Below are 25,140 nucleotides of genomic sequence, written 5' to 3' on the forward strand. Positions count from 1 at the left end.
GAATCACCCGGAGCGGCGCGGCCCTTGCCATGCGCCGATCAGCTCGTCCGTCGTGGTGACGGTGGCGACCAGGGCGAGGGTGTTCTTGACGACGGCGGGGGTGTACTCGGCGGGGACGCCCGCGATGGCGTCGGCGGGCACGACGGCGGTGTAGCCGAGGTTCACCGCGTCGAAGACGGCGTTCGGTATCGCCACGTTGGCCGAGACCCCGGTCACGACCAGCGTGCGGCAGCCCAGATTGCGCAGCAGCGCGTCGACGTCGGTGCCCGCGATCGGCGACAGGCCGTGCAGGCGGCGTACGACGAAGTCCTCCTCCGCGACCTCGATCGGCGGCGCGATCCGCACGGCCGTCGTGCCGGACAACTGCTGCACGGGCAGCCGTTCGGCGGCGCGGAAGAGCCGCGCGTTGCGGTTGGCGCCGCGCCCGTCGGGACGGCGCTCGGCGACGGCGTGCAGGACCTGGACACCGCCGAGGTGTGCGGCGTGCACCAGCCGGGCGACGTTGGCGAGCGCGCCGGACGAGCGGGCCTCCTTGGCGAGTTCGGGCAGCGCGCTGTCGGTCCCGACGACGCCCTGCTGGCACTCGACGGTCATCAGGACGGTGCTCACGGGGTCGACGATCTCCTTGAGCTGTGCGTACGACGGCATGCTTCCCCCTGTCGCGGACCATGGGCCGACCGGTGCCGCGCGCCTGCGGGACGGCGGTGTCCCGCGGGCGGAGATCGCGGTGCGCGGGAGGCTAACCGGCATTGCGTCACGACGGAAGACACCTCATGCTTCTCTGACGCTCTGTCAGTTATGCGGTCGGTGACGCGATCGGCACTGCGGTCGGCCACGAGCTCGGCCCTGCGGTCAGTCGTGCGATCGACCACGCGACCTGAGCGACGAGACGGGCCCATCGCCAACGGGAGGACGACGCATGGCCACCACACAGCGGCGCGGTCGCCGGATCATGATGACGCCGGAGGAGCTGGACGCCTTCCTCGCCGCCGAACGCACCTGCCGGGTCGCGACGGTGTCCGCCGACGGCGCCCCGCACGTCAGCGCGCTGTGGTTCGCGTGGGACGGCACTTCCCTGTGGCTGTACTCGGTCACGCGCAGCAAGCGCTGGGCCGAGCTGCGCCGCGATCCGCGCGTCGCCGTGGTCGTCGACGCCGGTGAGCAGTACGGGGAGCTGCGCGGCGTGGAGCTGACCGGCGCCGCGGAGGTCGTCGGCGAGGTGCCGCGCACCGGGGAGCCGTGCCCCGAACTCGACCTGCCGGAGCGGATGTTCGCCCGCAAGAACTTCGGCATGGAGGAGATGGTGCACGACGGTCGGCACGCGTGGCTCCGGCTCACGCCGGACGCGATCGCCTCGTGGGACTTCCGGAAGCTGGCACAGCTCTAGCCCTGGACTTCCGGAAGCCGACGCGGCTCCAGTCCTGGGCTTCCGCAAGCCAGCGCGGCTCCAGCCCTCGGACTTGCCCAAACCGACGCCGCCTCCAGCCCCGGGACTTCCCCAAGCCGACGCCGCCCCGGACTCCGCCCGCCGGGTCGGCGCCGCTTCACCCCAGCCCGGCCCCCGCCACCCGCAGCGCCTCCACGGCCGCCTGGATCGACGGCCGCCGGTCGGCGTCCGCGCGCCACACCACGTACACGTGCCGCCGCACCCGGTGCCGCACCGGGACCGTGCGCACGCCCGCCGGCATCGGGTCGCGGCCGAGCCGAGGCGCCACACAGACCCCGAGCCCGGCGGCGACCAGCGCGAGCTGTGTGTGGTGTTCCTCCGCGCGGTGTCCGATGCGCGGCTCGAAGCCCTTCGCGCGCAGCGTGAACATCAGCCACTCGTGGCAGAACTCGCCCTCCGCCCACGTGATCCACTCGTCGTCCGCGAAGTCCTCCAGGTCGACCTCGGCGCGGTCGGCCATCGGGTGGGCGACCGGCATCGCGACGTCCGCCGGGTCGTCGATGAGCGGTGCCTTCATCAGGCCCTCGGGCACGGGCAGCGGCTTGTTGTACCAGTCGAGGACCACCGCCAGGTCCAGGTCGCCGCGCACCACGCCGTTCACCCCCTGCTGCGGCTCCAACTCCTGGGCGCCGACGCGCAAGCCGGGGTGGCGGACGCGCAGGGACGACAGCGCGGCCGGCAGGAGCCCGCGCATCGCCGTCGGGAACGCGGAGATGCGCAACTCGCCGACGGCCTGGCCGCGCTGCCGCTCCAGGTCCGACTGGGCCAGCTCGACCTGGGAGAGGATGCGCGCGGCGTGCTCGGCGAGCAGCCGTCCGGCGTCGGTGAGGCGCACGCCCCGACCGTTCTTCGCGAGCAGTTGCTGGCCCACCTCCCGCTCCAGCTTGGTCATCTGCTGGGAGACCGCGGACGTGGTGACGTGCAGGCCCGCCGCGGCGCCGCTCACCGATCCGTGCCGGGCGAGGGCGTCGAGGGTCCGCAGGCGCTCCAAGTTCAACATGTAAGCGATGCTACGCGATACCGGGAAAGAAATCTCGCTTGTGCTAAGAAGTCCGATGCCCCATGGTGGCGTGCATGAGCACCTCCGCGGCCCCTTCCGCACCGACCTCCACCCCCGGGCCGACCGTCCCGTCGGACCCACGCACCCCACGTCCGCGGGGGCCTCGAGCACGGGAGGCCGGGCGCCGCGCCCTGGACTGGCGCGTCCGCTTCGCCGTCCTGTCCCTGATCTGGGGCTTCAGCTTTCTCCTGATCAAGGTCGGCACGGAGGGGTACGCACCGTTCCAGGTCACCTTCGGGCGGCTCTTCTTCGGCACGGCGGTGGTCGCGGCCGTCCTGGTCGTCAAGCGGGAGCGACTGCCGCGCTCCCCGCGCACCTGGGCCCATCTGGCGGTGGCGGCCCTGCTGCTCAACGCCCTGCCGTTCTCCCTCTTCGCCTACGCCGAGCTGACGATCCCCTCGACGCTCGCGGGGATCTGCAACGCGACGTCACCGCTGTGGGGCATGGTCCTCTCGCTCGCCGCGCTCTCCGAGGACCGCCCGACGCGACGCCGGGTCGCCGGGCTGGCGCTCGGCTTCGTCGGGGTGCTCACGGTGCTCGGCGCCTGGCAGGGCTTCAGCGACCTGGAGCCGCGCGGCACGGCGATGGCGCTGCTCGCCTCCCTGAGCTATCCGATCGGCTGGATCTACGTCCGCCGCACACTGGCGGGCTCCGGCCACTCGAACCTCTCCCTGTCGGGCGCCCAGCTCCTCGTGGCCACGCTCGAACTGGCCGTCGTGACGCCCCTGTTCACGTCCGTGCCGTCCCACCTCCCGGTGGTGCCGCTGCTCGCGATCGTCGCCCTGGGCGCGCTCGGCACGGGCATCGCGTTCCTGATCCAGTACGGCATCGTCGCCGAGGTCGGCCCGACGACGGCGCAGATGGTCACGTACTTCGTCCCGGTCATCGCGACGGCGGCGGGCGTCGCGGTGCTCGGTGAGTCGCTGACGTGGACGACGCCCGTCGGAGCCGTCGTCATTCTGGCGGGCGCGGCACTGACCCAGTCGAGGCCGAGGGCCCGCGCACCCCGGGGGACGTAACGCACGCCGGGGGACGCGGAGAGCCCAGGATCGCGCGCCCTCACCTTCTCCCTCTCAGCCTCTCCCTCTCAGCCGTACCTCCGCGCGGGCACCGGGCCGACAGCCGCCGCGACCGCGTCGGCCACCGCCTCGATGTCGTCGCCGGACAACGCGGAGACGGTGATCCGCACCCCGGGGGGCGATTCCAGGCGGTACCGCGCGCCGGGCGAGACCGCCCAGCCCGCGTGCAGCAGGCTCGCGACCACACCGGTCTCGTCCGGCACCGGCACCCACACGTTCATCCCGCTGCGGCCGCGAGCCGCGACCCCGCGCGTGGCGAGCGCGTCGATCAGCGCGTCCCGTCTGCGTCCGTACGCCGCCGACACCTCCCGCGCGTCCACCGCCCCGTCCTCCCAGAGGCGCACGACGGCCCGCTGGAGCACCTTGCTGACCCACCCGGGGCCCAGGCTGATCCGCCCCTGCACCCGGTCGACCGTCTCCGCGTCCCCGGTGAGCACGGCCAGCCGCAGGTCCGGGCCGTACGCCTTGGCGGTGGAGCGGACGAAGGCCCACGCGCGCGTGGCGCCCGACAGGGTGTGCAGGGGCAGGTCGACGATGCCGTGGCCGTGGTCGTCCTCGACGACGAGCGCGTCCTGGTGCGCGGCCAGGACCTCGCGCACGGCACGCGCGCGTGCGGCGCTGGTGGCGGCCCCCGTCGGGTTCTGGGCGCGGCTGGTGACGACCAGGGCACGGGCGCCGGACCGGAGCGCCCGCTCCACGTCGTCGGGCAGCGGCCCGTCGTCGTCCACCCGGACCGGGACCGGCCGGAGCCCGAGCCCGGACACGAGGTCGAGCACGCTCCCCCAGCCCGGGTCCTCGACGGCGACCGCGTCGCCCATCTTGAGGCGCACGGCGAGCACCCGCTCGATGGCGTCCAACGCCCCGGACGCGAGGGCGACCGGCCCTTCCGGCACGCCGTCCGCGTCGAGGGCCGCACGCGCGCGGCGCCCGAACTCCGGCACCACCGGCGCCTCCCCGTACAGCGCGGGAGCCCGGTCCGCCTCTGCCGCGGCCGCCGCGAACGCCCCGGCGAGGGGTGGCAGCAGGGCCGTGTCCGGGTTGCCGCTCGACACGTCGCGCACACCGGGCGGCACGTCGAGGCGGACGTAGTCGCGGGCCGTCGTGGCGGGCTTGCTGCGGACACGGCTGCCGCGCCGACCGGCCGTCTCGATCACGCCCCGCTCGCGCAGCGTGCGGTACGCGGCCGCGACCGTATTGGGATTGACGCCCAGCTGGACCGCCAACTCCCGCATCGGAGGCAGCGATTGCCCCGGCTCCAGCGCGCCGCCGCTCACCGCGCGCTCGACGCTCGACGCGATCTCTGCTGCGCCGCGCCCTTCGATCGGATACTCTCCTAGCACAAAGAACATTATGCACTAGTACAAAAGTGCCCGCAAGGCGCGACGAGACGACCCCGACCCGCAGCACCCCCGAAGTGATGGAGAAGGCCATGGAGACGACGACGCAGCCGGCCGCGCCGGACAGCGCCCCCTACACCCCGACCGACCGCACCGTCCCCACGCGTTCCCGCGACCGCGCGGCCTACGACCGCGAGCTGGTGCACGCGATACTGGACGAGGCGTACGTCTGCCACCTCGGCTTCGTGCGCGACGGCGCCCCCGTGGTCCTTCCGACGCTGTACGGCCGGGTCGGCGAGCGTCTCTACGTACACGGCTCGACGGGATCGCGGCCCCTGCGGATGGCGGGCTCCACGCCGGACAGCGAGACGGATCCGGGCCTTCCGGTGTGCCTGACGGTCACCCATGTCGACGGTCTCGTCCTGGCCCGCTCGGCCTTCCACCACTCCATCAACTACCGCTCCGTGGTGGTGCACGGCATCGCGCGGCAGGTCACGGACCCCGAGGAGAAGCGCACCGCCCTGGACTCCCTCGTCGACCACGTGGTGCCCGGCCGCGCCGCCGACTCCCGCCCCGCCAACGCCAAGGAGCTGGCCGCGACCGCCGTGCTCTACCTGGACCTCGACGAGGTGTCGGCGAAGATGCGCACGGGCGCCCCGAGCGACGAGCCGGAGGACCTGGACCTGCCCTACTGGTCCGGTGTCGTCCCGCTCCGCAAGGGCTACGACCCCGTCATCCCGTCGGACGACCTCGCCCCTGGCATCGCGGTGCCCGACTATCTGTCCGAGGTCTGACATGGTGCTGCTCGTCCACCCGTGGGACGCACCGGCCTCGGACACCGAGTGGCAACGGTGGCTGGCCCAGCACGACTTCGGGCAGCTCGCCGTGAACGGCCTGCCGGGCGAGCCGCCGCACATCCAGCCGACGCACTTCGTGTACGACCCCGACACCGGCCCGCGCGGCCGCGTCCTGCTCCACCTGGCGCGTCCGAACCCGCTGTGGGCGGCCCTTGAGGCGAACCCGGACGTCGTCCTCAGCGTGGTCGACGACTATGTGTTCGTGCCGGGACCGTGGGGCGCCGCCCCGGACGTCCCGCCCGAGCACGGCGTGCCGACCAGCTTCTACGCCGCCGTCCAGCTCCACTGCACGGCCCGGATCGTGGACAACCCCGCCGCGAAGGCCGAGCTCCTCAACCGCCAGGTCGGCCACTTCCAGCCCGACGGCGGCTCGGCGCCGACGGCCGTGGGCGAGGAGCCGTTCGGCAGGCTGCTCTCGGGCATCCGGGGGGTGTCCCTCGACGTCGTCGACGTACAGGCGAAGTTCAAGTACGCCCACCACAAGCCGCTGGAGGTGCAGGACCGGATAGCGGCGGGCCTGAAGGAGCGGGGCGGCCCGCGTGACGAAGCCGCGCTGGCCCACCAGTTGGGCGGGCGCGCGGCGACGTAGGAGCCGGGCGGGCGGGGCGCGGGACGGCGGGGCGGCCGCCGCACGGCACGCCCCGCCTCCCCCGCCCCGCTATCCCGTCACGCCCCTTCCTCCCGGCCCCGCCCGGTCGCGCGCGCCTCCGCCCCCGCGAGCCCCGTGACCGCCGCGAGCATCAGGAGCGTGCCCGCGACAGTGGCCGTGTTCAGTTCCTCGCCCAGCAGGGCGACGGCGATGGCGGCCGCGCTCACCGGCTCCAGAAGCATGATCACGGAGACGGTCGCGGACCGGACGACGGCGGCTCCGGCGAAGTACAGCGCGTACGCGAGCGCCGTCGGCACGGCGGCGATGTAGAGCAAGCAGGCCAGCACGCGCGCGGGTTCGGCCGTGTGCGGCACGAGGCCCTCGGCGGCGGCGAGCGGCAGCAGACACACCGACACGACGGCGAAGGCCCACATCGTGTCGCCGGAGGAGTCCGCCCCGCCGTCGCGCCCCCACCACCGGGTCAGCAGCGTCATGACGGCGTACCCGGCTGCCGACACCAACGCGAAGGCGACACCCCAAGGACGTACGGCGGCGTCCCCGCCGCCGACGAACAGCACAGCGAGTCCGGCGAGCGCGCCGCCCACCGCGCAGCTTCCACCGAGCCCGAGCCGCTCCCCCAGGGCGAGACGGGCGCCGAGCGCGATGAGGACGGGCCCCGCGCCGAGCGTGACGACGGTGCCGACCGCGAGCCCGGTGGCCTCCACGGCGGCGAAGTAGGCGGTCTGGAAGACGGCGAGGGCCACGCCGATGACGGTGAGCCGCAGCGCCCGGCGGCGGCGCGGCAGACCGGCACCGGAGCGCGCGGCCCGGCGCGGCCGCGCGAGCCGCGCCCCGAGCAGCAGCAGGAAGCCTCCGGCGCAGCGCCAGAAGGAGAGGGCGACGGGCCCCATGTCGCTGTCCGAGAAGACCAGCGACGCGGCGGCTCCGGCGGTGCCCCAGGCGGCACCGGCGATACCCAGGTACAGGAGGCCGCGCCGGACGGAAAGACCGGACGCAGCAGGTGAATCGGTCGACGCGGTGGACGCGTTCGACATGCTTGACACGCTCGACACGTGGAATTCTCCGCAGAGGTTCAGGAGGAAGACCGCGTCACGGGCGCACCGGCGCACCGGCACCCGTAGAGAGCCGTGGGTGCGGGGACACGCTCGGGGGAAAGCCCGGCGACGCAGGTCCTGGACTGGCGTCTGCGGGCAGCACCGTCCACCCGGCCGATGGCCGGGCGTGATCCGTGAGAGGCCCGCGCGCTAGGGCCTGTTCGGCGGATCTTCGCGGAACAGCCCGCGGCGTCTGGTGCATGCTCTCGGCGTGCGCCCGGATCGCCCTCGTACTGGACGTACTCGGGTGATTCGGGCGTGCGGCGAGAGTGCGTGCCAGGCGTCGCGGGCCCGCGAAGATCCGCCGGACAGGACCTAGGCGGCGGGAGGCGGAAGGACGAGCGCTCGTGCGTGCATGATCGCCACCCTAGGCGGCACTGCCGCTCGTCGACAACTCCTCTTCGGAGTCCGAGACGCGGACCACGGGACTCTCCGGCTTCGCGGGTGTCGCCGACTGCGCGATGAACGCGCCCACCAGGACGATCGCGCCCCCGGCGAGCTGCGGCGCCGAGAGCTGTTCGCCGAGCATGACCCAGGCGAGCACGGTCGCTATGACGGCTTCGAGGCATGCCACGACGCCCGCGACCTGCGGCGAGAGCCTGCGCACGGACACGACCCCGGTGACGTACGCGACGACGGTGGCGATCAGCACGATCCAGCCGAGGAGCGCCCAGGCGGGCACCGCCGAGCCGTCCATGTCGGCGCTCCCGGCCAGCACCTGCCAGTCCATGCCCCAGGGGCGTGCGATGACGGTGAGCAGGGCCGTGCCGACGAGCAGCCCGTACGCGATGACGCCGAGCGGGTCCGGTGCCTCGTCGCCCGCGTCGCTGCCCTGGTCGGACAGGACGAAGTAGCCGACCTGGCAGCAGGCGGCGCCGAGCGCGAGCAGCAGTCCGACGGTGTCGAAGCTCAGGCCCGACCAGACCTCGACGACGCAGGCGAGTCCGCCCACGGCGAGGACCACGCCGAACGCGGCGGCCTTGGTGACGGGCCTGCGCTGCACGAACCGCACCCAGCCGAGGACGAGGGCGGGCGCCAGATATTCGATGAGCAGGGCCACACCGACGGGGATGCGAGAGATCGAGGCGAAGTAGCAGGCCTGCACACCGGCGACGGCGAGGAGCCCGAAGCCCGCGAGCAGCGCGGGCCGTTGCCGCACCAGCGCGCGGTGCCGCCAGGCGACCGGCAGCATCACCAGGGCGGCGCCCGCCACCCGCAGCCACACCACGTGCAGCGGGTCGAGGCCCGCCTCGATCAGCGGCTTGGCCGCGACACCCGAGCCGCCGAACGCGAACGCCGAGAGGAGCGCGAGGCCGAGGCCGAGCCCCCGCCCGCGCTCGGCACGCCCCTGGGGGTTCCCCCGCACACGCACCTGCGGGTTTCCCCGCGACTTCTCCTCAGACCCAAGCACCGGCACATGATGACAGGCGACGTCATGACCGTCACCCTCTTTGACCACTGTCTCAACCGGCGGACAGCGGCTGCCCCCAGAGGCTTCGAGCACGCGGGACACTTCGAGTACGCGGGACATGCGGGGGCTGTCGGCTCACCAGCCGTCGCCGGGGCACCGGCCGCCGTCGCTCACCAGCCACCGCCGGGTCACCAGCCGGACTCGCACCCCGTCTCGCACCCGTTCTCGATCCGCAGCAGCAACGCGTCCACGTCCACACCCGCGCGGCGCAGCACCTCGACGGCCCGGCACTCGGCGTCGGCGGCCAGCGCCGCGAGCAGGTCGACGCCCTCGGCCTGCTCTTCGCCGCGCAGCGTGGCGCGGTCGGACGCGGCCTCCATGGCACCGGCGGCCGCGGGCGAGAGAACCGTTTCTTTGGCCGCCGCCACCAGCGGCACCGCTCCGGAGTCCTCGACGGTGCCCTGCCACTGCAGCCCGTAGCCGATGCTGCGCTGGACGAGATAGCCGAGCAGCCGCGCGACCTGCGGGCCGCCGTCGAAGACGGACCGTACCCGCGGCTCCTGTTCCAGGAGCGAGTGCAGCAGATGCGCGGTGTCGACCTGCCGGTCCCCGTCGCGCACGGCCCGTCGGCGCGCACCGGCCATCACCGAGGCCAGCGCCACGCTCAGGCCGGATTCGATGTCTGCTCGGTTCGGGCCGGGTTCGGCGCCCTGGGGGGTACGGCTTTGCACATCCCCCACCCCATCAGTCTCCAGGGGCAACGGCATCGGCGGCGGGAAGCATTTCCCCGTCCGACACAGGTTGGGGATGGCCGAATAGGTTGTCCTCCTTACGGATGACTTCCGACTGTTTTCCCAGGTGGGGCGCGCGCCGCCTTGCTTCACGCCGGGTGCGCAACCACCGCGCACCGGCGCTCGTCTGTCAGAGGCATGGAGAGCAGGTGCTGGATGGTCGCCCTCCTGGCCATCGACGGCAGGCAGTACGTGTACCGGGTGTACGCCCCCGCGGACGCGCTGCCCGCCGACCTGTTCTGGGACGCCTGGCACTGCCACGACGAGGGCCCCTTCCCGCGGGCTCTGGACCTCTTCGACGCGGCGGTCATACAGCGCGTGGGCTGAGGAGGGGCGCTGCGGCAGCAGCCCGTACATGGCGAGAAGCAGCCGCACTCGGCCACGCGCGCGCCCGCACCCCCACCACCCGCGCCCTACGCCCGCTCCCCCACCACCACGGTCGCGTACAGCTCCTCATCCGTGACCACCCTCGGCACGAGCCCCGCCGCCCCGACGGCCTCGACCGCCGAAGGCACCTGGCGTTCGCTCGTCTCGAACAGCAGCCGTCCGCCCGGAGCCAGCCACCCCGGCGCGTCCGAGGTCACCCGTCGCAGTACGTCGAGGCCGTCCGCGCCCCCGTCGAGGGCCACCCGCGCCTCGTGTTCGCGCGCCTCGGCGGGCAGCAGGGCGACCTCGTCCGTCGGGACGTACGGAACGTTCGCGAGCAGTACGTCGACGCGGCCCCGGAGCCGGGCGGGCAGCGCTTCGTAGAGGTCGCCCTCGTGGACGTGCCCCCGGGCGGCGGCGACGTTGCGGCGGGCGCAGGCCACGGCGGCCGGGTCGATGTCGGCGGCGTGCAGTTCGACGCGCCCGAGGGCGGCGGCGAGCGCGGCGCCCAGCGCGCCCGAGCCGCAGCACAGGTCGACGACCACGGCGCCGGGCCCGGCGAGCGAGGCCGCCTCGCGGACCAGGACCTCGGTGCGGCGGCGCGGCACGAAGACGCCCGGGTCGACGGCGACGCGCAGCCCGGCGAACTCGGCCCACCCGAGGACGTGTTCCAGCGGAAGCCCGCTCGCCCGCCGCGTCACCATGGCGTCGAGCTGGTCCGGCCCTCCGGCGGCGGCGAGCAGCAGGTCCGCCTCGTCCTCGGCGAACACACAGCCCGCGGCACGCAGCCGTGTCACGACGGCAACGTGGTCTGACCAGGGCATCAAGGGCCTTCCTGCGGTCCGGGCAAAGAAGCCAACCCTACCCGGCGGCCAGATCTGACGATCCATCAGTATTGAATGTTCCGGGGCCTGGGGATACGTTCCGCGACACCGTGGCTGCGCCCGGCGCAGCACCCGACGAGAAGGGGTGGTCGCATTGGCCGAAGTCAGCGCGGAGGCACGCATCGAGGCACCGACGGAGAAGGTCTGGGCGCAACTCACGGACTTCACCTCGTACGCGCGGTGGAACTCCACGCACACCAGCTTCCCGAAAGGCGGCCCCGAGACCCTGGAGGCGGGCGGCACCTTCACGGAGAACATGAAGCTCATGGGCTTTCCGGCCGAGGTCGCCTGGACGATCGTGGAGGTCGAGACGGCCCGCGTCTTCGCGATCAAGGGGAAGGGCCCGATGGGCGTCGACGTCAGCACCCGCTACACCCTCGAAGCCGACGGCGACGCGACGAGGATCCGCGCGAACGGCGAGTTCTCCGGCGCCGCGGTGAGCCTCATGGCGGGCAAGCTCAAGGACTCGGCGACAGCGGCCATGAACGAGTCGCTCCGCAAGCTGGGCACGCTGGTGACCTGACCTTCGCGCGCCGGGGGCACGACGACAGCGAGGCGCCCCGCGCAGCACGCGCGGGGCGCCTCACCAGCGGTGCGGGCGGCGAGCCCGCTCCGTGTCAGTCCTCATCGGCAAGGATCAGGTACAGCTTCTTACGGGCGTCGTTGATGACCGTGAGCGCCTTCTCGCGCTGCTCCTTGGAGCCGGTCTTCCAGACCTGGCCGAACGCCTCCATCAGGCCGAACCCGGCCTGCCGGATCTCGGTGAGCGCCTCGAAGTCGACCCCGCGCCCGGCCTCTTCCCAAGGGGCGTCCGGGCCCTCGTCCGCCGCTTCGCGGCCGGAGTCGGTGAGCGCGAACAGCTTCTTGCCGCCCTCGCTCTCACTGGCGATCAGACCCTCGTCCTCCAGGAGCTGGAGGGTCGGGTAGACCGAGCCGGGGCTGGGCTTCCACGCCCCGCCGCTGCGCTCGGCGATCTCCTGGATCATCTCGTAACCGTGCATCGGCCGGTCCTTCAGGAGGGCCAGGATCGACGCGCGCACATCCCCGCGCCGCGCCCTGCCCCGGGGTCCGCCCCGGCCACCGCGCCCGCCGCCCCAAGGGCCGCCGAACCCGGGCCCGAAGGGGCCGAACGCCGCACGCCGGCCCTCGAACCCGCCCCGGTCCTCGCGACCGGGTCCGTACGGGCCGCGCCCGCGTCCATGACCGTGCTTGTGCTCAAAACCGTGGGAACGCATATCGATCATTCCTTTCATCGTTGCCCGCCCTCGTGGCGAGCCCTGCGCGACATCGTCGATCAATGACATCGTTGATCAGTCGCGATGCTTCAACGATATATCGGAACTGTTCGGTCGGCAACCCCTCCCGACGAGTGCTTGTCACATCCACGGGTCCGCCGGTGTCTTCATGTCGAACAGGCCACGAGGCCAACAGGCCGCCAGGCCAGCGGAAATGGAGAAGTCGATGACACCGCGCATTCCGAAGGCGGAGCTGCCCACCGAGATCCGCGAAGGCATGATCAAGCAGCTCGGCGCCGTGGCCGAGCCCGTCGAGGTGGTGTGGCACAGCCCCGAGGTCGCCACGTCCAACTTGGAGTTCTCGGCCAGGTTGGGCGAGTGGGACGCGGCCGACGCGAGCCTCAAGTCGTTCGCGCACATGGCTGTCGCGTCCCAGGTCGGCTGCGGCTGGTGCCTCGACGTCGGCTACTTCCAGGCGCTGAACGAGAACCTGGACCCGGCCAAGGCGAGCCAGGTGCCCCGCTGGCGGGAGTCGGAGGTGTTCACGCCGCTGGAGCGGGACGTCCTGGAGTACGCCGAGGCCATGACGAACACGCCGCCGACCGTCACCGACGAGCTGCACGCGGGCCTCCTCGATCGGCTCGGCGCGGCGGCGATGGTCGAGCTGACCGCGTACATCGCCTTCGTCAACATGGCGACCAGGAACAACAACGCGCACGGGATCTCGTCGCAGGGTTTCTCCGATGCCTGCGGGATTCCCCTGGCCGCGCGCCCTCAGCACTCCGGCGCGGCGCTGTCGTCGTGAGGACCGAGGACCCGTTCGTCACCCATCGCAGCCTGCTGTTCACCGTCGCCTACGAGATGCTCGGGTCCGCGGCCGACGCGGAGGACGTGCTCCAGGAATCCTGGCTGCGGTGGGCCGACGTCGACCACGCGCACGTGCGTGACCCGCGGGGCTACCTCGTCAGGACCGTCACGCGGCAAGCCCTCAACCGCCTGCGCACGCTGTCGCGCAGCCGCGAGGACTACGTGGGCGAGTGGCTGCCGGAACCGCTGCTGACCAGCCCCGATGTCGCCGATGACGTCGAGCTCGCGGAGAGCGTCTCGATCGCCATGCTGACCGTCCTGGAAACGCTCGGGCCCACCGAGCGGGCGGTGTTCGTGCTGCGCGAGGTCTTCGAGATGCCTTACGGGGAGATCGCCGAGGCCATCGGCAAGTCCGCGGTCACGGTGCGGCAGATCGGACGGCGGGCACGCGCGCACGTGGCGGCCCGGCGACCCCGGGCACAGGTCAGCAGGGCCGAGCAGCAGGCCGTGACGGAGCGGTTCCTGCTGGCCCTGCGCACCGGGCGGCTGCAGGAGCTGATGGAGGTCATGGCCCCGAATGTGGTCATGATCGCCGACGGCGGCGGGATCGCGGCCGCCGCGCTGACTCCGCTCCACGGGGCCGACCTCGTGTCGACGGTGCTCGCGCGCGCGAACCAGGTGACGGCGTTCGAGACGACCACCGTGTGGCTCAACGGCGCACCGGCGGGCCGGTTCGAGATCGAGGGCGAGCCGACCGCGGTGAGCCTCGTGGTGGAGGACGGGCGGATCACCCGGATCTACCTGATGAGGAATCCCCAGAAGCTGACGCGCCTCGATGAACAGGCCGAACTCGCGCGGTAGGCCCATCGCCACACCGGCATGGTGAGTGGTCCCGGCGGAACGACCGCCCGGACCACTCACCACCGCACACGGGCCGAAGGTTGGGGCCAGTCGAAGCGAATTGGCCTTGGCGACGCCCGCGATTGGCCTTCTAACGTCGTCCCATGACGACAGCACCGAGCACGCGGATCCGTATCGTCGACGCCTTCGCCGACCGCCCGTTCACCGGCAACCCCGCCGGCGTCGTACTCCTCGACGCGTTCCGGGACGACACCTGGCACCAGCACGTGGCCACGGAGGTCAATCACGCCGAGACGGCCTTCGCCCACCCCCTGCCCGCGGGCGGCGAGGCGGACTGGGCGCTGCGCTGGTTCACGCCCGCCACCGAGGTCGACCTGTGCGGCCACGCCACGCTGGCCACGGCGCACGTCCTGCACACCACGGGCGCCGCCACCGGCCCCGTGCGCTTCGCCACCCGCGCGGGCGTGCTCCGCGCCACCGCCCACGCCGACGGCACCCTCACGCTCGACTTCCCGACGGCCCCGCTCACCCGGGCCGAGCTGCCGGAAGCGGCGGTCGAGGCCCTGGGCGCCCGGCCGGTCGCCGCGTACGACACCGGCCCGCACCTCGGGGACCTGCTGGTCGAACTGGCCGACGAGAAGGCGGTCCGCGCGCTCACGCCGGACCACCGGGGCCTCGCCCGGCACTCCGAGCGCGGCGTCATCGCGACCGCGCCCGCCGAGGATCCCGGCCGGGGGTACGACTACGTCTCGCGCGGCTTCTTCCCGCGCGTCGGGATCGACGAGGACCCGGTGACGGGCAGCGCCCACACCGCCCTGGCCCCGTTCTGGAGCGAGCGCCTGGGCCGCACCGACCTGACCGGCCTGCAGGCCTCCCCCCGCTCCGGCATCGTCCGCACCGCGGTCCGCGGCGACCGCACCCTCCTGACCGGCCGCGCGTTCACGGTCATCGAGGGCGACCTGCTGGCGTGACGACGGCGCGCGCGCTCGCGGGCCTCACGCCGTCGGCAGCCACCCCACCTTCCCCGCGAGCAGCGCGTAGCCCACGAACGCCCCGATGTCGAGCAGGGAGTGGGCCACGACGAGCGGCCCGACCCGGCCCCACCGCCGGTACAGGTACACGAACACCACGCCCATCGCCATGTTCCCGATGAACCCGCCGATGCCCTGGTACAGGTGGTACGAGCCGCGCAGCACCGAACTCCCGATCAGCGCCTTCGTCGGACTCCAGCCCAACTGGTCCAGCCTGCGCAGCAGATACCCGACGACGATCACCTCCTCCAGGATGGAGTTCTGCAGCGCGGAAAGGACCAGAACGGGGTACTTCCACCACACGTCGGGCAGGTCCTCCGGGACCACCGTGAGGTTGAAGCCGAGGCCCCGGGCGGCCAGATAGAACGCGATGCCGGTGGAGCCGATGACGGCGGCCACCGCCGCACCCCGCCCGAGGTCCGGCCAGGGGCGGCTCCGGTCGAAGCCGATGGCCCGCAGCCCCGAGCCCTCGCGCAGCAGGAAGTGCGCGACCAGGGCCACCGGCACCAGGGCGGTCGTGATGCCGAACAGCTGCCAGGCGAGATCGAGCCACGGACGCCCCGGCGCGGCCGACGAGTTGAGGGTCGCCGCCTGGTCCTTGAGACCGCCCGGCCTTGTGACCGAGCCGATAAAGCTGATCAGCGCGGACACTCCGCTCGCGCCCAGTGAGAGCGCCAGGACGAGCACCGTCTCGTCCCGCAGGAACCGCCGCGAGGGCCCCGCCTCAGGAATAGAACCGGCCATTGGCCCCGGCTCCGCTTGCACTCCTGCCTCCAGTTGAGTAATCCCGCCTCATCCCCGTCTCCGTGCCGCTAGGGTCTCGAAAGAACTTACGAACCACGCGTGCGACAGGCCGAGAGGGACGGACGCCGACCGTGGCGCACCGTCCCCTTCATCCTCGTTCATCCTCGTTCGTTGCTTTTCATCGCTTCGTCGCAGCTTCATCGCACGGGGAGGGGAGCACCGCCATGGGACGTCACAGCTTGCCCGATGGGCGCGGGACGGCGGCATCCGACCCACGTCCACGGAGTCGCGGCCGCACCGTCGCTCTGGTCACGGCACTCGTCCTGATCGTCGCGGCGGGCGCCGCGGTGGCGGTCCGGGCCGGGTTCCTGCCCCTCGGCGGCTCCTGCCGCGACGACGCGGTCCGCCTCGACGTCGTCGCCGCGCCCTCCGTCACCCCCGCCCTCAAGGACGCCGCCGACCACGTGCGCGACCGGGGCGTCACCTCGGACGGCCACTGCATGGACATCCGCGTCGCCGCACGCGAGCCGCACCGGGTGGCCGACGAACTCCGCCGCGACAGCGCGAAGGCGGCGTACGACGTGTGGGTGCCGGACTCCCACGTGTGGGTGCAGCGCGCCGGGATCGGCGGCAGCCAGGCGAAGGTGTCCCCCGCGGGGAACATCGCCTCCTCGCCGATCGCCGTCGGCATGCTGAAGCCCGCCGCGGAGGAGCTGGGGTGGCCGCGCAGTACGTACACCTGGGGTCGGTTGGCGGGTGCCTCGGGCCGCGAGGACGCGCCGCGGCTCGGCACGGCGGACCCGGCGCGCAGCGCGAGCGGACTGCTCGCCCTGACGAGGCTCGGCGCCTCCGCGCGGGCGTCCGGCGCCGAGGACGCCGACACCCGGGCCGCCGCGACGGCCAAGGCCCTGGCGTCCCGCACGTCCGACAGCGACAGCGGGCTCCTGGACACTCTGGTCCGCGACCCCTCCGGCGCCGAGCGCGGCGACCCGCGTCGCAACGAGGCGCTGATCCTCTCCGAGCAGGCGTCGTTCGCGCACAACGCGTCCGCCGACGAGGAGCACGAGCTGGACCTCTTCTATCCCGAGGACGGCTCACCGTCCCTCGACTACCCGTACACGCTGATCCGCGAGAACGACCTCTCCACCGACCAGAGCCGGGCGGCGCTGCGCTTCATGACGCTGTTCGGCGAGCAGGCGGGCCGGCGCATCCTCGCGGAGCACGGCTTCCGCACGGACGGGGCTCGGCCGTCGGCCGAGCTCGTCACGGCGGCGGGCGGCCGCACCCCGCAGCCGTACGCGCGGGAGCCGGGCGAGGCGCCCTCCGACAAGGAGGTGCAGGAGGCCCTCGGCATGTGGACCATCACGGTGCAGCGCGCGCGGTTCATCACCGTCGTCGACGCGTCGGACTCGATGCGCCGGCTCGTGCCGGGGCGCGCCGAGTCCCGCATGGACGTCACGAAGGCCGCCCTGCTGCAGGCGCTCGCGGGTTTCACGGACGACGACGAGATCGGCCTGTGGGAGTTCGCCGTCCGTCTCGACGGCGCGCGCGACTACCGCGAGCTGGTGCCCACCGGCCGCCTCGGCGACCGCAAGGGCGACGGCACCCAGCGCGACCGCCTCACCAAGGCGTTCGGCGCGCTGCAGCCCGTCCCCGGCGGGGCCACCGGGCTCTACGACACGACGCTGGCCGCGTACGAGAAGGCACGCGAGGGCTACGCACCCGGCAAGTTCAACACGCTCGTCCTGCTCACCGACGGCGTCAACCAGGACCCGGGCAGCGTCTCGCGCGCCGAACTGATCTCGCGCCTGCGCGCCCTCGCCGACCCGGAGAAGCCGCTGCCGATCATCGCCATCGCGGTCGGCCCGGACGCCGACGAGCGGGAGGCCGACCAGATCGCCCGGGCCACGGGCGGCTCGGGCCACGAGGTCGCCGACCCCGCCCAGATCCACTCGGTGATCCTCAAGGCGATCGTGCAGGCGGGCGCCCAGCGGTGAGGCACGCCCACCCGGCGGTCCGGCACGCGCGCCCGGCCGTCCGGCAGCGCGCCCACCCGGCGGTGCGGCGGCGCGCCCACCCGGCGGTGCGGCACAGCATCCCCCGCCACCCCGACTACCCCAGCGGCAACGCCGGTTCCGGCAGCCCCACCGGCCACGTGTGCACCGGCTCGCCCGTGTGCATCAGCTCGCAGTAGCGCCGCGTGGTGGCCGCGAGCGCCGCGTCGCGCTCCAATCCGCGCTCCAGGGCCCGGTGGTAGGTGGCGGACTGCCAGGAGGCCCCGTTGACCCGCCTGCGACATCGCTCCTCGATCACGCCGAGGTACAGGTCCCGGTCGGCCGGCTCCACCCCCCACGCGTCGAGCCCGGCAGCGGCCAGCGGCAGCAGCTCGTCGCGTACGAGATCGACGGCGGCCACCCGCGTCGTGCCGCCGTACCGCCCCCGGCGCGGCCACTCCAGGCGCGCCTCGATGCCGTAGCGGCAGGCGGTGTCGAAGTTGCGGGCCGCCGCGTCGAACGGCAGCCGCGACCACACCGGCCGCGCCTCCTCGGCCAGCGCCCGCACCACGCCGTAGTAGAAGGCGGCGTTGGCGATCACATCGGTCACCGTGGGCCCCGCGGGCAGCACCCGGTTCTCCACCCGCAGATGCGGTACGCCGTCGGCGATGCCGTAGACCGGGCGGTTCCAGCGGTACACCGTGCCGTTGTGCAGGGCGAGTTCCGCCAGTTGCGGTACCCCTCCGGCGTCGAGCACGCGCAGCGGGTCCTCGTTCTCGCACAGCGGTATCAGGGCCGGGAAGTAGCGCAGATTCTCCTCGAAGAGCTCGTAGGCGCTGGAGATCCAGCGCTCGCCGAACCAGGTGCGCGGCCGCACCCCCTGCGCCTGGAGCTCGGGCGGCCGGGTGTCCGTGGACTGCAGGAACAGCGGCGGCCTCGACTCGCTCCACAGCTCGCGGCCGAACAGGAAGGGCGCGTTGGCGCCCACCGCGACCTGCGCGGCGGCGACGGACTGCGCCGCGTTCCACACATCGGCGAACTTCCCCGGCGTGACCTGGAGGTGCAGCTGCACCGACGTGCAGGCCGCCTCCGGCACGATCGACGAGGACGTACACGTCAGCCGCTCCACGCCCTCGATGTCGAGCACGAAGCTCTCGCCGCGCGCCGCCACGATCTGGTCGTTGAGCAGGACGTAGCGGTCCACGTCGGAGAGGTTCGCGGACACCAGGTCCTGGCGCGACAGCGTCGGCAGAATGCCGATCATCACGATCCCCGCATCCACCTCGTTCGCTTTCCGGTGGGCATAGGCGAGGCCGGTGCGCAGCTCTTCGGCGAGCCGGTCGAGAACACGTCCGCCCAACCGGTGCGGGGCAATGTTCACTTCTAGATTGAACATTCCGAGCTCGGTCTGGAAATCCTGACTCGCGATGCGTCTGAGAACTTCCGCATTCATCATTCTCGGCATGCCGTCGGGCCCCGCCAGATTCAGCTCTATCTCCAGGCCCATCAGATTCTTGGGCCGGTCGAACCGCTGCTCCTCGAGGAGCCGGGCCAACGCCTGGAGGCACTGCTGGAGCTTGATCCGGTAATGGTGGCGATCGGACAGGTCGAACGTTCCTGCCACGACCTTCTCACCCATCGAAGCGTCCCTCCTCGGAGCGGCCGCCGGCGACCCGGCCGCTGTGTACGGGGGATGATGCCCAGCCGATGTGATCCATAACGCCCCGTGCGGGACCATGGAGAAGTACCCTTGAGCGAGTTGCCGTACGGCACATTCACCAGGCATGACGAAGTGCGCAGTTTCCGATCCTCGACTTGTGGTGAAGAAAACCAACGAGAATCGGCCGACCGCGACTGCGGGGAATGCCTAGGTCAGCGCTCGGCAAGCGATCCGGAACCGGGAGAAATGCCACAGCAGGGCGACCGGATATCGACTTGCCCGCGATATTCGATGCGGCTAGGTGAAACACTCTCTGAACACCCGTCGTATAAACTCCGCGGTTGAGGCAGAGAGTTGGCGCTCGCGGTCCCCCTGCCCCCGCCCCTCTGGCCCAGAGCTGACAGCGCCGTCCGCACCTGCCCCCGCTCAACTGTGCCTGTCGAATGAGAGAGGCGACCCACTATGCCCCTGTCTGTCCCCCCGGCTCCCGCGCCCGCCCTGCGCAGCGTCCTCGCGGCCCTCGGTTCCCCGACCGCCGTCCGCGGGGCCCGCACTCCGGTCCTGCGCGCCACCCAGGGCCCCACGAGTGCGGAACTGCCGCTGCCCGTCCACGAGCTGGACCGCGTCACGGCGACGGGCACGTCCCCGACCAAGCTCACCGGCTGGCGCTTCCTGATCCGCTGCGACGAACGCGTGGTCGCCGCGGCCGACACGATGCTCACGCCGGACGGCTGGGCCTTCTCGCACTTCTGCGAAGGCCCCTACATCGCCTCCGCCGAACTGGCCCTGCGGCACGCCGAGACCATGCCGAAGCCCTACCAGCCCCGGCTGCTCTCCGTGCCCGAGCTGTACATGCTCATGCTGTGGCTGCACGCCGACTGCACGGACGACGGCGCGAGCGGCCCGCTCGCCCCCACGGACATCCTGGTGCCCCTCGCCCCGGCGCCCCCCGGCATCGCGGCCCACCGCCCGCACCGCGCCGCCGACCTGCTCCCGGTGCTCACCCACCGCCTGGCCCCGGCCCCGCTCCTGGGCTCGCCCGCCTGACACCGCCACCCCCAAGCCCTGCCGTGCCCCGCCGCCCCGCCCGGGCCGCGGGGCACGGCTGTGACCGGCACGGTCGCCGCCGGTCAGGGCCCCGTCACCGCCCGTTCCACCCCGCCCAACCGGACTAGCCCACTTCGGCTATCACGAACCACCCGAAGAGACAGGGGAGTTGGGCTGAACCGTCCGGGCGGGTGATACGTCATTAAGCAGTAGGAACCGCTGCAGCAAAATCCCTGCGGAATGACGCCCGTAGGGCAACACTGGACCGGACCGACAAATAACGGGGGGCGGCGATGAACACCGCATCGAGCCGCAAGACAGACGTCACGACCATCACCACGCAGCGAAAGAACCCTTCCATGTGCCAGCACCAGCCACCGTGCCCGACAGCCGAATCCGCCGACCGGGAAGCCGCGTTCCTCGTGGCACACCACCCGGAGCAGGGATGGAGTCTGCTGTGCAACGGCGTCCTGCTCTTCGAGGACACCGGTGAGCTGCTGCCGAACGGGGAGATCATCGCCCCGCATCGACCGCTGGGCACCAGCCAGGTGATGACGGCCGCCTGAGCCGTCCACCACGCACACAAGGGCCGGCCCGGACATCCTGTCCGAACCGGCCCTGACTCATGTGCGCCGCGTGTGCGCGGCGTCGCGGTATCAGTCCTCGTACGCATCCAGCGGCGGGCAGGAGCAGACCAGGTTCCGGTCGCCGTACGCCTGGTCGATACGGCGCACCGGCGGCCAGTACTTGTCCGCTGCCACCACTCCGGCCGGGAAGACGGCATCCTCGCGGCTGTAGCCGTGCTCCCAGTCGCCGCCGAGCGCGGCCGCGGTGTGCGGGGCGTTGCGCAGCGGGTTGTCGTCGGCGTTCCACTCGCCGCTCGCGACCTTCTCGATCTCGCCGCGAATGGCGATCATCGCCGCGCAGAAGCGGTCCAGCTCGTCCAGGTCCTCGCTCTCCGTCGGCTCGATCATCAGCGTGCCGGCGACGGGGAACGACATGGTCGGCGCGTGGAAGCCGTAGTCGATGAGCCGCTTGGCGATGTCGTCGACGCTCACGCCCGTGGACTTGCTCAGCGGACGCAGGTCGATGATGCACTCGTGCGCGACGAGCCCGCCGGGGCCGGTGTAGAGGACCGGGAAGTGCGGCTCCAGGCGCTTGGCGATGTAGTTCGCCGAGAGCACGGCGACCTGCGTGGCGCGCTTGAGTCCCTCGCCGCCCATGAGGCGCACGTACGCCCAGGAGATCGGCAGGATCCCCGCGGAGCCCCAGGGCGCGGCGGAGATGGGGCCGACGCCCGTCTCGGGACCGGCGGCCGGCTGCAGCGGGTGGTTGGGCAGGTACGGGGCGAGGTGCTCGCGCACGGCCACCGGGCCGACGCCGGGGCCGCCGCCGCCGTGCGGGATGCAGAACGTCTTGTGCAGGTTCAGGTGCGAGACGTCGCCGCCGAAGTGGCCGGGCTTGGCGAGGCCCACCAGGGCGTTGAGGTTGGCGCCGTCGACGTACACCTGGCCGCCCGCGTCGTGCACCTGCGCGCAGATGTCGGCGACGTGCTCCTCGAAGACGCCGTGCGTGGACGGGTAGGTGATCATCAGGACGGCGAGCTGGTCGCGGTGCTGCTCGATCTTGGCCCGCAGGTCCTCGACGTCGATCTCGCCGTCGTCGGCGGTCTTCACCACGACGACCTTCATCCCGGCCATCACGGCGCTCGCGGCGTTGGTGCCGTGCGCGGAGGACGGGATCAGGCAGACGGTCCGCTGGTCGTCGCCGTTGGCGCGGTGGTAGCCGCGGACCGCGAGCAGTCCGGCGAGCTCGCCCTGCGAACCGGCGTTGGGCTGCAGCGACACCTTGTCGTACCCGGTGACCTCGGCGAGCCGCTCCTCGAGCTCCCGGATCAGCGTCAGATAGCCCTGCGCCTGCTGGGCGGGCGCGAAGGGGTGCAGCTGGCCGAACTCCGGCCAGGTGACCGGCTCCATCTCCGTGGTGGCGTTGAGCTTCATGGTGCAGGAGCCCAGCGGGATCATGCCGCGGTCGAGCGCGTAGTCCCGGTCGGCGAGGCGGCGCAGGTAGCGCAGCATCGCGGTCTCGGAGCGGTACTGGTGGAACACGGGGTGCGCGAGGAAGTCGTCGGAGCGCAGCAGACCGGCGGGCAGGCCGTCCGCGACGGACGCGTCGAGCGCCTCGATGTCGGCCTCGACGCCGAACGCGGTCCAGATCGCGGAAAGCTGCGTCCGCGTCGTGGTCTCGTCGCACGCGAAGGACACCTGGTCGGCGTCCACGAGGTGGATGTTCACGCCGCCCTCGCGGGCCGCGGTCACGATGTCGGCGGCCTTGCCCGGCACGCGGACGGTCAGCGTGTCGAAGTACGCCTGGTGCACGACCTCGACGCCCCCGGCCTGGAGGCCCGCGGCGAGGATCGTCGCGTACCGGTGGGTGCGCCGCGCGATCGCCTTGAGCCCCTCGGGCCCGTGGTAGACGGCGTACATCCCGGCCATGACGGCGAGCAGCACCTGGGCGGTACAGATGTTGCTGGTCGCCTTCTCGCGGCGGATGTGCTGCTCACGGGTCTGCAGCGCGAGCCGGTAGGCCTTGTTGCCGTCGGCGTCCACGGACACGCCCACAAGGCGTCCGGGCAGGCTGCGGGCGAACTTCTCGCGCACCGCCATGTAGCCGGCGTGCGGGCCGCCGAAGCCCATCGGAACGCCGAAGCGCTGGGTGGTGCCGACGGCGATGTCCGCGCCGAGCTCGCCGGGGGATGTGAGCAGCGTGAGCGCCAGCAGGTCGGCGGCGACAGAAACGATTGCTCCCAGGTCGTGGGCCTGGTCGATGAGCGCCTTGATGTCGCGTACGGCACCGGAGGCGCCCGGGTACTGGATCAGCACGCCGACCACGCCGCGCTCGGCGACGTCGGCCGGGATGCCGTCCGTCAGATCCGCGACGACGACCTCGACGCCGGTCGGCTCGGCCCGGGTCTGGATCACGGCGACGGTCTGCGGCAGCACGTCGGCGTCGACGAGGAAGACGCCGTCCTTGACCTTGCCCAGGCGCCGGGAGAGCGCCATGGCCTCGGCGGCGGCGGTGCCCTCGTCGAGCAGGGAGGCACCGGAGGTGGGCAGTCCGGTCAGGTCGGCGACGACGGTCTGGAAGTTCAGCAGCGCCTCCAGGCGGCCCTGCGAGATCTCCGGCTGGTAGGGCGTGTACGCCGTGTACCAGGCCGGGTTCTCCATCACGTTCCGCAGGATCACCGGCGGCGTGAACGTGCCGTAGTAGCCGAGCCCGATCATCGAGTCGAGCACCTGGTTGCGGTCCGCGAGGGAGCGCAGCTCGGCCAGGACCTCGGCCTCGGTCCGCGCGCCGGGCAGCTCGAGGGCCTCGGCGTTCTTGATCACATCCGGCACCGCGGCGGCCGTCAGCTCGTCGAGCGAGCCGTACCCGACCTGGGCGAGCATCTTGGCGCGGGCTTCTGCATCGGGTCCGATGTGCCGCTGTTCGAAGAGGATTCCCTGCTCCAGCTGCGAGAGCGGAGTACGAGGAGTGGCGGTCATTGCGGAGGCCTCCTGGTCTGACACGACCTGCGAGGGGCACCACGGCGCGGGTACCCGGACGGCCTCCCCCTCTGTCATCTCAACCTGAGAGCTTCACAGCTCCGCCCGAGGGCAGCGCTGCTTTCACCGTCGGTGAGGAAGGGTTCCGAACGTGCCCGCCCGACGCCCGCCCTGCTTTCCAGAGTGACCTCGTCCGTGCGGTACATGGGCCTGAGAGATTCCGGGGAGGAGTTGCTCCTTCGGCGCCTCCGGTGCTGCCACCGAAGAGCTCTCCCGCACGGGGTCAACAGCCACTTGCCAGCCTACCAGCGACGACCGCGACCGATCCCTCGAGTGGCCGCCCGCCTCGATGTGCTCTTTCGTAGTGATGACGAGCGAATTCTGGACGAGCACGTGCGAGTACGTACGAGTGCGGATGAGCAGGCACAAGTGCGCACAAGCAGGTACGAGCACGAACGACTCGCGACCAGTTGGAGGGCCCGTGCAGACCGACATCGATCCGCGCAACCTGATCGGCCGCAAGGCGTTCGACCGCGACGGGGCCAAGATCGGCACAGTCGACGAGGTCTATCTCGACGATGCCACCGGTGCGCCGGAGTGGGCGGCCATCCGGACGGGGCTGTTCAGCAGGGACGCCTTCGTCCCCCTGGAACCCAGCGAGCTGGTCGACGACGGCACCCTCCGGGTCCCCTTCGAACGCGCCCTGATCAAGGACGCCCCGGACTTCGGCGTCGGCCGCCACCTGTCCCCGGAACAGGAGCTCCAGCTCTACCGCCACTACGGCCTGGACCTGGCCCCACCCCCACCCCCGCCGGACACGGACTTCGGCCACACGTCCATGTAGCCAACGGCCCCGGGGCCCGTCACGGGCCCGTCCCGGCTCAGCCGGGGGCACCGGGGTCTGGCTGCCTTCTTCGGCCGGGGGCGCCGCCGAGGTGACTGCCGTCTCCGGCTGGGGCCGCTGCCGGGGCGCTCACGGCGCCCCCGACACCTCCGGCGCCCCGGCCGCACCCGTCCACTCCACGCGCCCAGCCCTTCCATGCTCCCCGGCAGCCGCAGTCCCCCCAGCAACACCGACACCCGCAGAAGCCCGCGCAGTGCCGCCACCATGCCCCAAAGCCACCGCACCCCCGACAGGCTCACCCTCCGCGCCCTCCGCGCCCTCCGCACCCCGGGCCCCCACCTCCACGCCCCCCGCCACCAAAGGCAACGGATCCGAAGGCTCCAGTTCCGGATCATCCGTCCGGAACGTCCGCACCCGCCCCGGCCCCGACCCCGGC

Annotated in this window: 24 protein-coding genes and 1 riboswitch; of the genes, 13 read left to right on the forward strand and 11 right to left on the reverse strand. The window is 72.3% G+C overall.

The window, feature by feature from the left end; genetic code table 11:
- Positions 1-3: 3 nt before the first annotated feature.
- Positions 4-648: a cysteine hydrolase gene (locus ACFVHO_RS39075; RefSeq protein WP_385725288.1), complete on the reverse strand. Its 645-nt coding sequence runs from the start codon at positions 646-648 to the stop codon at positions 4-6.
- A 271-nt stretch (positions 649-919) separates the two neighbouring features.
- Here ACFVHO_RS39075 and ACFVHO_RS39080 point away from each other — a divergent pair, with 271 nt between their 5' ends.
- A complete protein-coding gene (locus tag ACFVHO_RS39080; RefSeq protein WP_385725289.1) occupies positions 920-1,387 on the forward strand; it encodes a pyridoxamine 5'-phosphate oxidase family protein in 468 nt (155 codons plus the stop codon).
- A gap of 157 nt (positions 1,388-1,544) precedes the next feature.
- Here the strand turns inward: ACFVHO_RS39080 and ACFVHO_RS39085 are convergent, their stop codons facing one another.
- Positions 1,545-2,447 (reverse strand): LysR family transcriptional regulator, encoded by a 903-nt coding sequence (locus tag ACFVHO_RS39085; RefSeq protein ID WP_385725290.1) that lies wholly within the window; start codon positions 2,445-2,447, stop codon positions 1,545-1,547.
- Between the two features lie 74 nt (positions 2,448-2,521).
- On the opposite strand from ACFVHO_RS39085, the gene ACFVHO_RS39090 reads away from it, so the two are divergent.
- A complete protein-coding gene (locus ACFVHO_RS39090) occupies positions 2,522-3,526 on the forward strand; it encodes a DMT family transporter (RefSeq protein WP_385725291.1) in 1,005 nt (334 codons plus the stop codon).
- A 68-nt stretch (positions 3,527-3,594) separates the two neighbouring features.
- Here ACFVHO_RS39090 and ACFVHO_RS39095 read toward each other — a convergent pair whose 3' ends face one another.
- Positions 3,595-4,926 (reverse strand): aminotransferase class I/II-fold pyridoxal phosphate-dependent enzyme, encoded by a 1,332-nt coding sequence (locus ACFVHO_RS39095; RefSeq protein ID WP_385725304.1) that lies wholly within the window; start codon positions 4,924-4,926, stop codon positions 3,595-3,597.
- 77 nt (positions 4,927-5,003) lie between these two features.
- On the opposite strand from ACFVHO_RS39095, the gene ACFVHO_RS39100 reads away from it, so the two are divergent.
- Both ACFVHO_RS39100 and ACFVHO_RS39105 read left to right on the forward strand, forming a co-directional pair.
- Positions 5,004-5,717 carry a pyridoxamine 5'-phosphate oxidase family protein gene (locus tag ACFVHO_RS39100; protein ID WP_385725305.1) on the forward strand — a complete coding sequence of 238 codons (714 nt, stop codon included), beginning with the start codon at positions 5,004-5,006 and terminating at the stop codon, positions 5,715-5,717.
- Between the two features lie 7 nt (positions 5,718-5,724).
- The gene (locus ACFVHO_RS39105; RefSeq protein WP_385725306.1) at positions 5,725-6,369 is read left to right on the forward strand and encodes an FMN-binding negative transcriptional regulator; all 645 of its coding nucleotides are present in this window, start codon (positions 5,725-5,727) and stop codon (positions 6,367-6,369) included.
- Between the two features lie 77 nt (positions 6,370-6,446).
- Here ACFVHO_RS39105 and ACFVHO_RS39110 read toward each other — a convergent pair whose 3' ends face one another.
- From ACFVHO_RS39110 to ACFVHO_RS39120, 3 genes are all read right to left on the reverse strand, one after another.
- On the reverse strand, positions 6,447-7,424 hold the full coding sequence (locus ACFVHO_RS39110; RefSeq protein ID WP_385725292.1) for a DMT family transporter: 978 nt from the start codon (positions 7,422-7,424) through the stop codon (positions 6,447-6,449).
- Positions 7,425-7,851: 427 nt separating this feature from the next.
- Positions 7,852-8,856 (reverse strand): DMT family transporter, encoded by a 1,005-nt coding sequence (locus tag ACFVHO_RS39115; protein WP_385725307.1) that lies wholly within the window; start codon positions 8,854-8,856, stop codon positions 7,852-7,854.
- Positions 8,857-9,083: 227 nt separating this feature from the next.
- Positions 9,084-9,626 (reverse strand): Clp protease N-terminal domain-containing protein, encoded by a 543-nt coding sequence (locus ACFVHO_RS39120; protein WP_385725293.1) that lies wholly within the window; start codon positions 9,624-9,626, stop codon positions 9,084-9,086.
- A 198-nt stretch (positions 9,627-9,824) separates the two neighbouring features.
- Between ACFVHO_RS39120 and ACFVHO_RS39125 the strand changes: the two genes are divergently transcribed.
- Positions 9,825-10,013 carry a hypothetical protein gene (locus tag ACFVHO_RS39125; protein WP_289953619.1) on the forward strand — a complete coding sequence of 63 codons (189 nt, stop codon included), beginning with the start codon at positions 9,825-9,827 and terminating at the stop codon, positions 10,011-10,013.
- 86 nt (positions 10,014-10,099) lie between these two features.
- Here the strand turns inward: ACFVHO_RS39125 and ACFVHO_RS39130 are convergent, their stop codons facing one another.
- Positions 10,100-10,876: a putative protein N(5)-glutamine methyltransferase gene (locus tag ACFVHO_RS39130; RefSeq protein ID WP_385725294.1), complete on the reverse strand. Its 777-nt coding sequence runs from the start codon at positions 10,874-10,876 to the stop codon at positions 10,100-10,102.
- A gap of 154 nt (positions 10,877-11,030) precedes the next feature.
- On the opposite strand from ACFVHO_RS39130, the gene ACFVHO_RS39135 reads away from it, so the two are divergent.
- A complete protein-coding gene (locus tag ACFVHO_RS39135) occupies positions 11,031-11,459 on the forward strand; it encodes an SRPBCC family protein (RefSeq protein ID WP_385725295.1) in 429 nt (142 codons plus the stop codon).
- A 94-nt stretch (positions 11,460-11,553) separates the two neighbouring features.
- On the opposite strand, the gene ACFVHO_RS39140 is transcribed toward ACFVHO_RS39135, so the two are convergent.
- Positions 11,554-12,171 carry a PadR family transcriptional regulator gene (locus ACFVHO_RS39140; protein ID WP_385725308.1) on the reverse strand — a complete coding sequence of 206 codons (618 nt, stop codon included), beginning with the start codon at positions 12,169-12,171 and terminating at the stop codon, positions 11,554-11,556.
- Between the two features lie 226 nt (positions 12,172-12,397).
- Here ACFVHO_RS39140 and ACFVHO_RS39145 point away from each other — a divergent pair, with 226 nt between their 5' ends.
- The 3 genes from ACFVHO_RS39145 (at position 12,398) to ACFVHO_RS39155 (ending at position 14,810) form a co-directional block, all read left to right on the forward strand.
- Entirely contained in the window at positions 12,398-12,976 is a 579-nt protein-coding gene (locus ACFVHO_RS39145) for a carboxymuconolactone decarboxylase family protein (protein WP_385725296.1), read from the forward strand.
- The gene (gene sigJ / locus ACFVHO_RS39150) at positions 12,973-13,839 is read left to right on the forward strand and encodes an RNA polymerase sigma factor SigJ (RefSeq protein WP_385725297.1); all 867 of its coding nucleotides are present in this window, start codon (positions 12,973-12,975) and stop codon (positions 13,837-13,839) included. Before ACFVHO_RS39145 ends, sigJ begins: the two co-directional genes overlap by 4 nt.
- Before the next feature lie 143 nt (positions 13,840-13,982).
- Positions 13,983-14,810, forward strand: coding sequence for a PhzF family phenazine biosynthesis protein (locus ACFVHO_RS39155; RefSeq protein WP_385725298.1), 828 nt, complete (start codon positions 13,983-13,985; stop codon positions 14,808-14,810).
- A 24-nt stretch (positions 14,811-14,834) separates the two neighbouring features.
- On the opposite strand, the gene ACFVHO_RS39160 is transcribed toward ACFVHO_RS39155, so the two are convergent.
- The gene (locus ACFVHO_RS39160) at positions 14,835-15,635 is read right to left on the reverse strand and encodes a CPBP family intramembrane glutamic endopeptidase (protein ID WP_380858076.1); all 801 of its coding nucleotides are present in this window, start codon (positions 15,633-15,635) and stop codon (positions 14,835-14,837) included.
- 203 nt (positions 15,636-15,838) lie between these two features.
- Between ACFVHO_RS39160 and ACFVHO_RS39165 the strand changes: the two genes are divergently transcribed.
- Positions 15,839-17,611, forward strand: coding sequence for a substrate-binding domain-containing protein (locus tag ACFVHO_RS39165; protein ID WP_385725299.1), 1,773 nt, complete (start codon positions 15,839-15,841; stop codon positions 17,609-17,611).
- Positions 17,612-17,726: 115 nt separating this feature from the next.
- On the opposite strand, the gene ACFVHO_RS39170 is transcribed toward ACFVHO_RS39165, so the two are convergent.
- Positions 17,727-19,247, reverse strand: coding sequence for a glutamate--cysteine ligase (locus ACFVHO_RS39170; protein WP_385725300.1), 1,521 nt, complete (start codon positions 19,245-19,247; stop codon positions 17,727-17,729).
- Between the two features lie 483 nt (positions 19,248-19,730).
- Between ACFVHO_RS39170 and ACFVHO_RS39175 the strand changes: the two genes are divergently transcribed.
- Together ACFVHO_RS39175 and ACFVHO_RS39180 are read left to right on the forward strand one after the other, a co-directional pair.
- Positions 19,731-20,315 carry a hypothetical protein gene (locus ACFVHO_RS39175; protein WP_385725301.1) on the forward strand — a complete coding sequence of 195 codons (585 nt, stop codon included), beginning with the start codon at positions 19,731-19,733 and terminating at the stop codon, positions 20,313-20,315.
- A 359-nt stretch (positions 20,316-20,674) separates the two neighbouring features.
- The gene (locus ACFVHO_RS39180) at positions 20,675-20,881 is read left to right on the forward strand and encodes a DUF5999 family protein (RefSeq protein WP_037656835.1); all 207 of its coding nucleotides are present in this window, start codon (positions 20,675-20,677) and stop codon (positions 20,879-20,881) included.
- A gap of 90 nt (positions 20,882-20,971) precedes the next feature.
- On the opposite strand, the gene gcvP is transcribed toward ACFVHO_RS39180, so the two are convergent.
- Positions 20,972-23,860 carry an aminomethyl-transferring glycine dehydrogenase gene (gene gcvP / locus ACFVHO_RS39185; protein WP_385725302.1) on the reverse strand — a complete coding sequence of 963 codons (2,889 nt, stop codon included), beginning with the start codon at positions 23,858-23,860 and terminating at the stop codon, positions 20,972-20,974.
- A 188-nt stretch (positions 23,861-24,048) separates the two neighbouring features.
- Positions 24,049-24,146: riboswitch (glycine riboswitch) on the reverse strand.
- A 195-nt stretch (positions 24,147-24,341) separates the two neighbouring features.
- On the opposite strand from gcvP, the gene ACFVHO_RS39190 reads away from it, so the two are divergent.
- Complete coding sequence (locus ACFVHO_RS39190) at positions 24,342-24,704, forward strand: PRC-barrel domain-containing protein (protein ID WP_385725303.1); 363 nt, start codon at positions 24,342-24,344, stop codon at positions 24,702-24,704.
- The last annotated feature ends 436 nt before the right edge of the window (positions 24,705-25,140 follow it).

Origin of the sequence: Streptomyces sp. NPDC127108, assembly GCF_042677545.1 — a bacterium.
Taxonomy (GTDB): domain Bacteria; phylum Actinomycetota; class Actinomycetes; order Streptomycetales; family Streptomycetaceae; genus Streptomyces.

Excerpts from the sequence above, each read along its gene's own strand:
- ACFVHO_RS39075 (WP_385725288.1), bottom strand. The coding sequence starts at position 648 with ATGCCGTCGTACGCACAGCTCAAGGAGATCGTCGACCCCGTGAGCACC.
- ACFVHO_RS39080 (WP_385725289.1), top strand. The coding sequence starts at position 920 with ATGGCCACCACACAGCGGCGCGGTCGCCGGATCATGATGACGCCGGAG.
- ACFVHO_RS39085 (WP_385725290.1), bottom strand. The coding sequence starts at position 2,447 with ATGTTGAACTTGGAGCGCCTGCGGACCCTCGACGCCCTCGCCCGGCAC.
- ACFVHO_RS39090 (WP_385725291.1), top strand. The coding sequence starts at position 2,522 with ATGAGCACCTCCGCGGCCCCTTCCGCACCGACCTCCACCCCCGGGCCG.
- ACFVHO_RS39100 (WP_385725305.1), top strand. The coding sequence starts at position 5,004 with ATGGAGAAGGCCATGGAGACGACGACGCAGCCGGCCGCGCCGGACAGC.
- ACFVHO_RS39110 (WP_385725292.1), bottom strand. The coding sequence starts at position 7,424 with ATGTCGAACGCGTCCACCGCGTCGACCGATTCACCTGCTGCGTCCGGT.
- ACFVHO_RS39125 (WP_289953619.1), top strand. The coding sequence starts at position 9,825 with ATGGAGAGCAGGTGCTGGATGGTCGCCCTCCTGGCCATCGACGGCAGG.
- ACFVHO_RS39130 (WP_385725294.1), bottom strand. The coding sequence starts at position 10,876 with ATGCCCTGGTCAGACCACGTTGCCGTCGTGACACGGCTGCGTGCCGCG.
- ACFVHO_RS39140 (WP_385725308.1), bottom strand. The coding sequence starts at position 12,171 with ATGCGTTCCCACGGTTTTGAGCACAAGCACGGTCATGGACGCGGGCGC.
- ACFVHO_RS39145 (WP_385725296.1), top strand. The coding sequence starts at position 12,398 with ATGACACCGCGCATTCCGAAGGCGGAGCTGCCCACCGAGATCCGCGAA.
- ACFVHO_RS39155 (WP_385725298.1), top strand. The coding sequence starts at position 13,983 with ATGACGACAGCACCGAGCACGCGGATCCGTATCGTCGACGCCTTCGCC.
- ACFVHO_RS39165 (WP_385725299.1), top strand. The coding sequence starts at position 15,839 with ATGGGACGTCACAGCTTGCCCGATGGGCGCGGGACGGCGGCATCCGAC.
- ACFVHO_RS39170 (WP_385725300.1), bottom strand. The coding sequence starts at position 19,247 with ATGGGTGAGAAGGTCGTGGCAGGAACGTTCGACCTGTCCGATCGCCAC.
- ACFVHO_RS39175 (WP_385725301.1), top strand. The coding sequence starts at position 19,731 with ATGCCCCTGTCTGTCCCCCCGGCTCCCGCGCCCGCCCTGCGCAGCGTC.
- ACFVHO_RS39180 (WP_037656835.1), top strand. The coding sequence starts at position 20,675 with ATGTGCCAGCACCAGCCACCGTGCCCGACAGCCGAATCCGCCGACCGG.
- gcvP (WP_385725302.1), bottom strand. The coding sequence starts at position 23,860 with ATGACCGCCACTCCTCGTACTCCGCTCTCGCAGCTGGAGCAGGGAATC.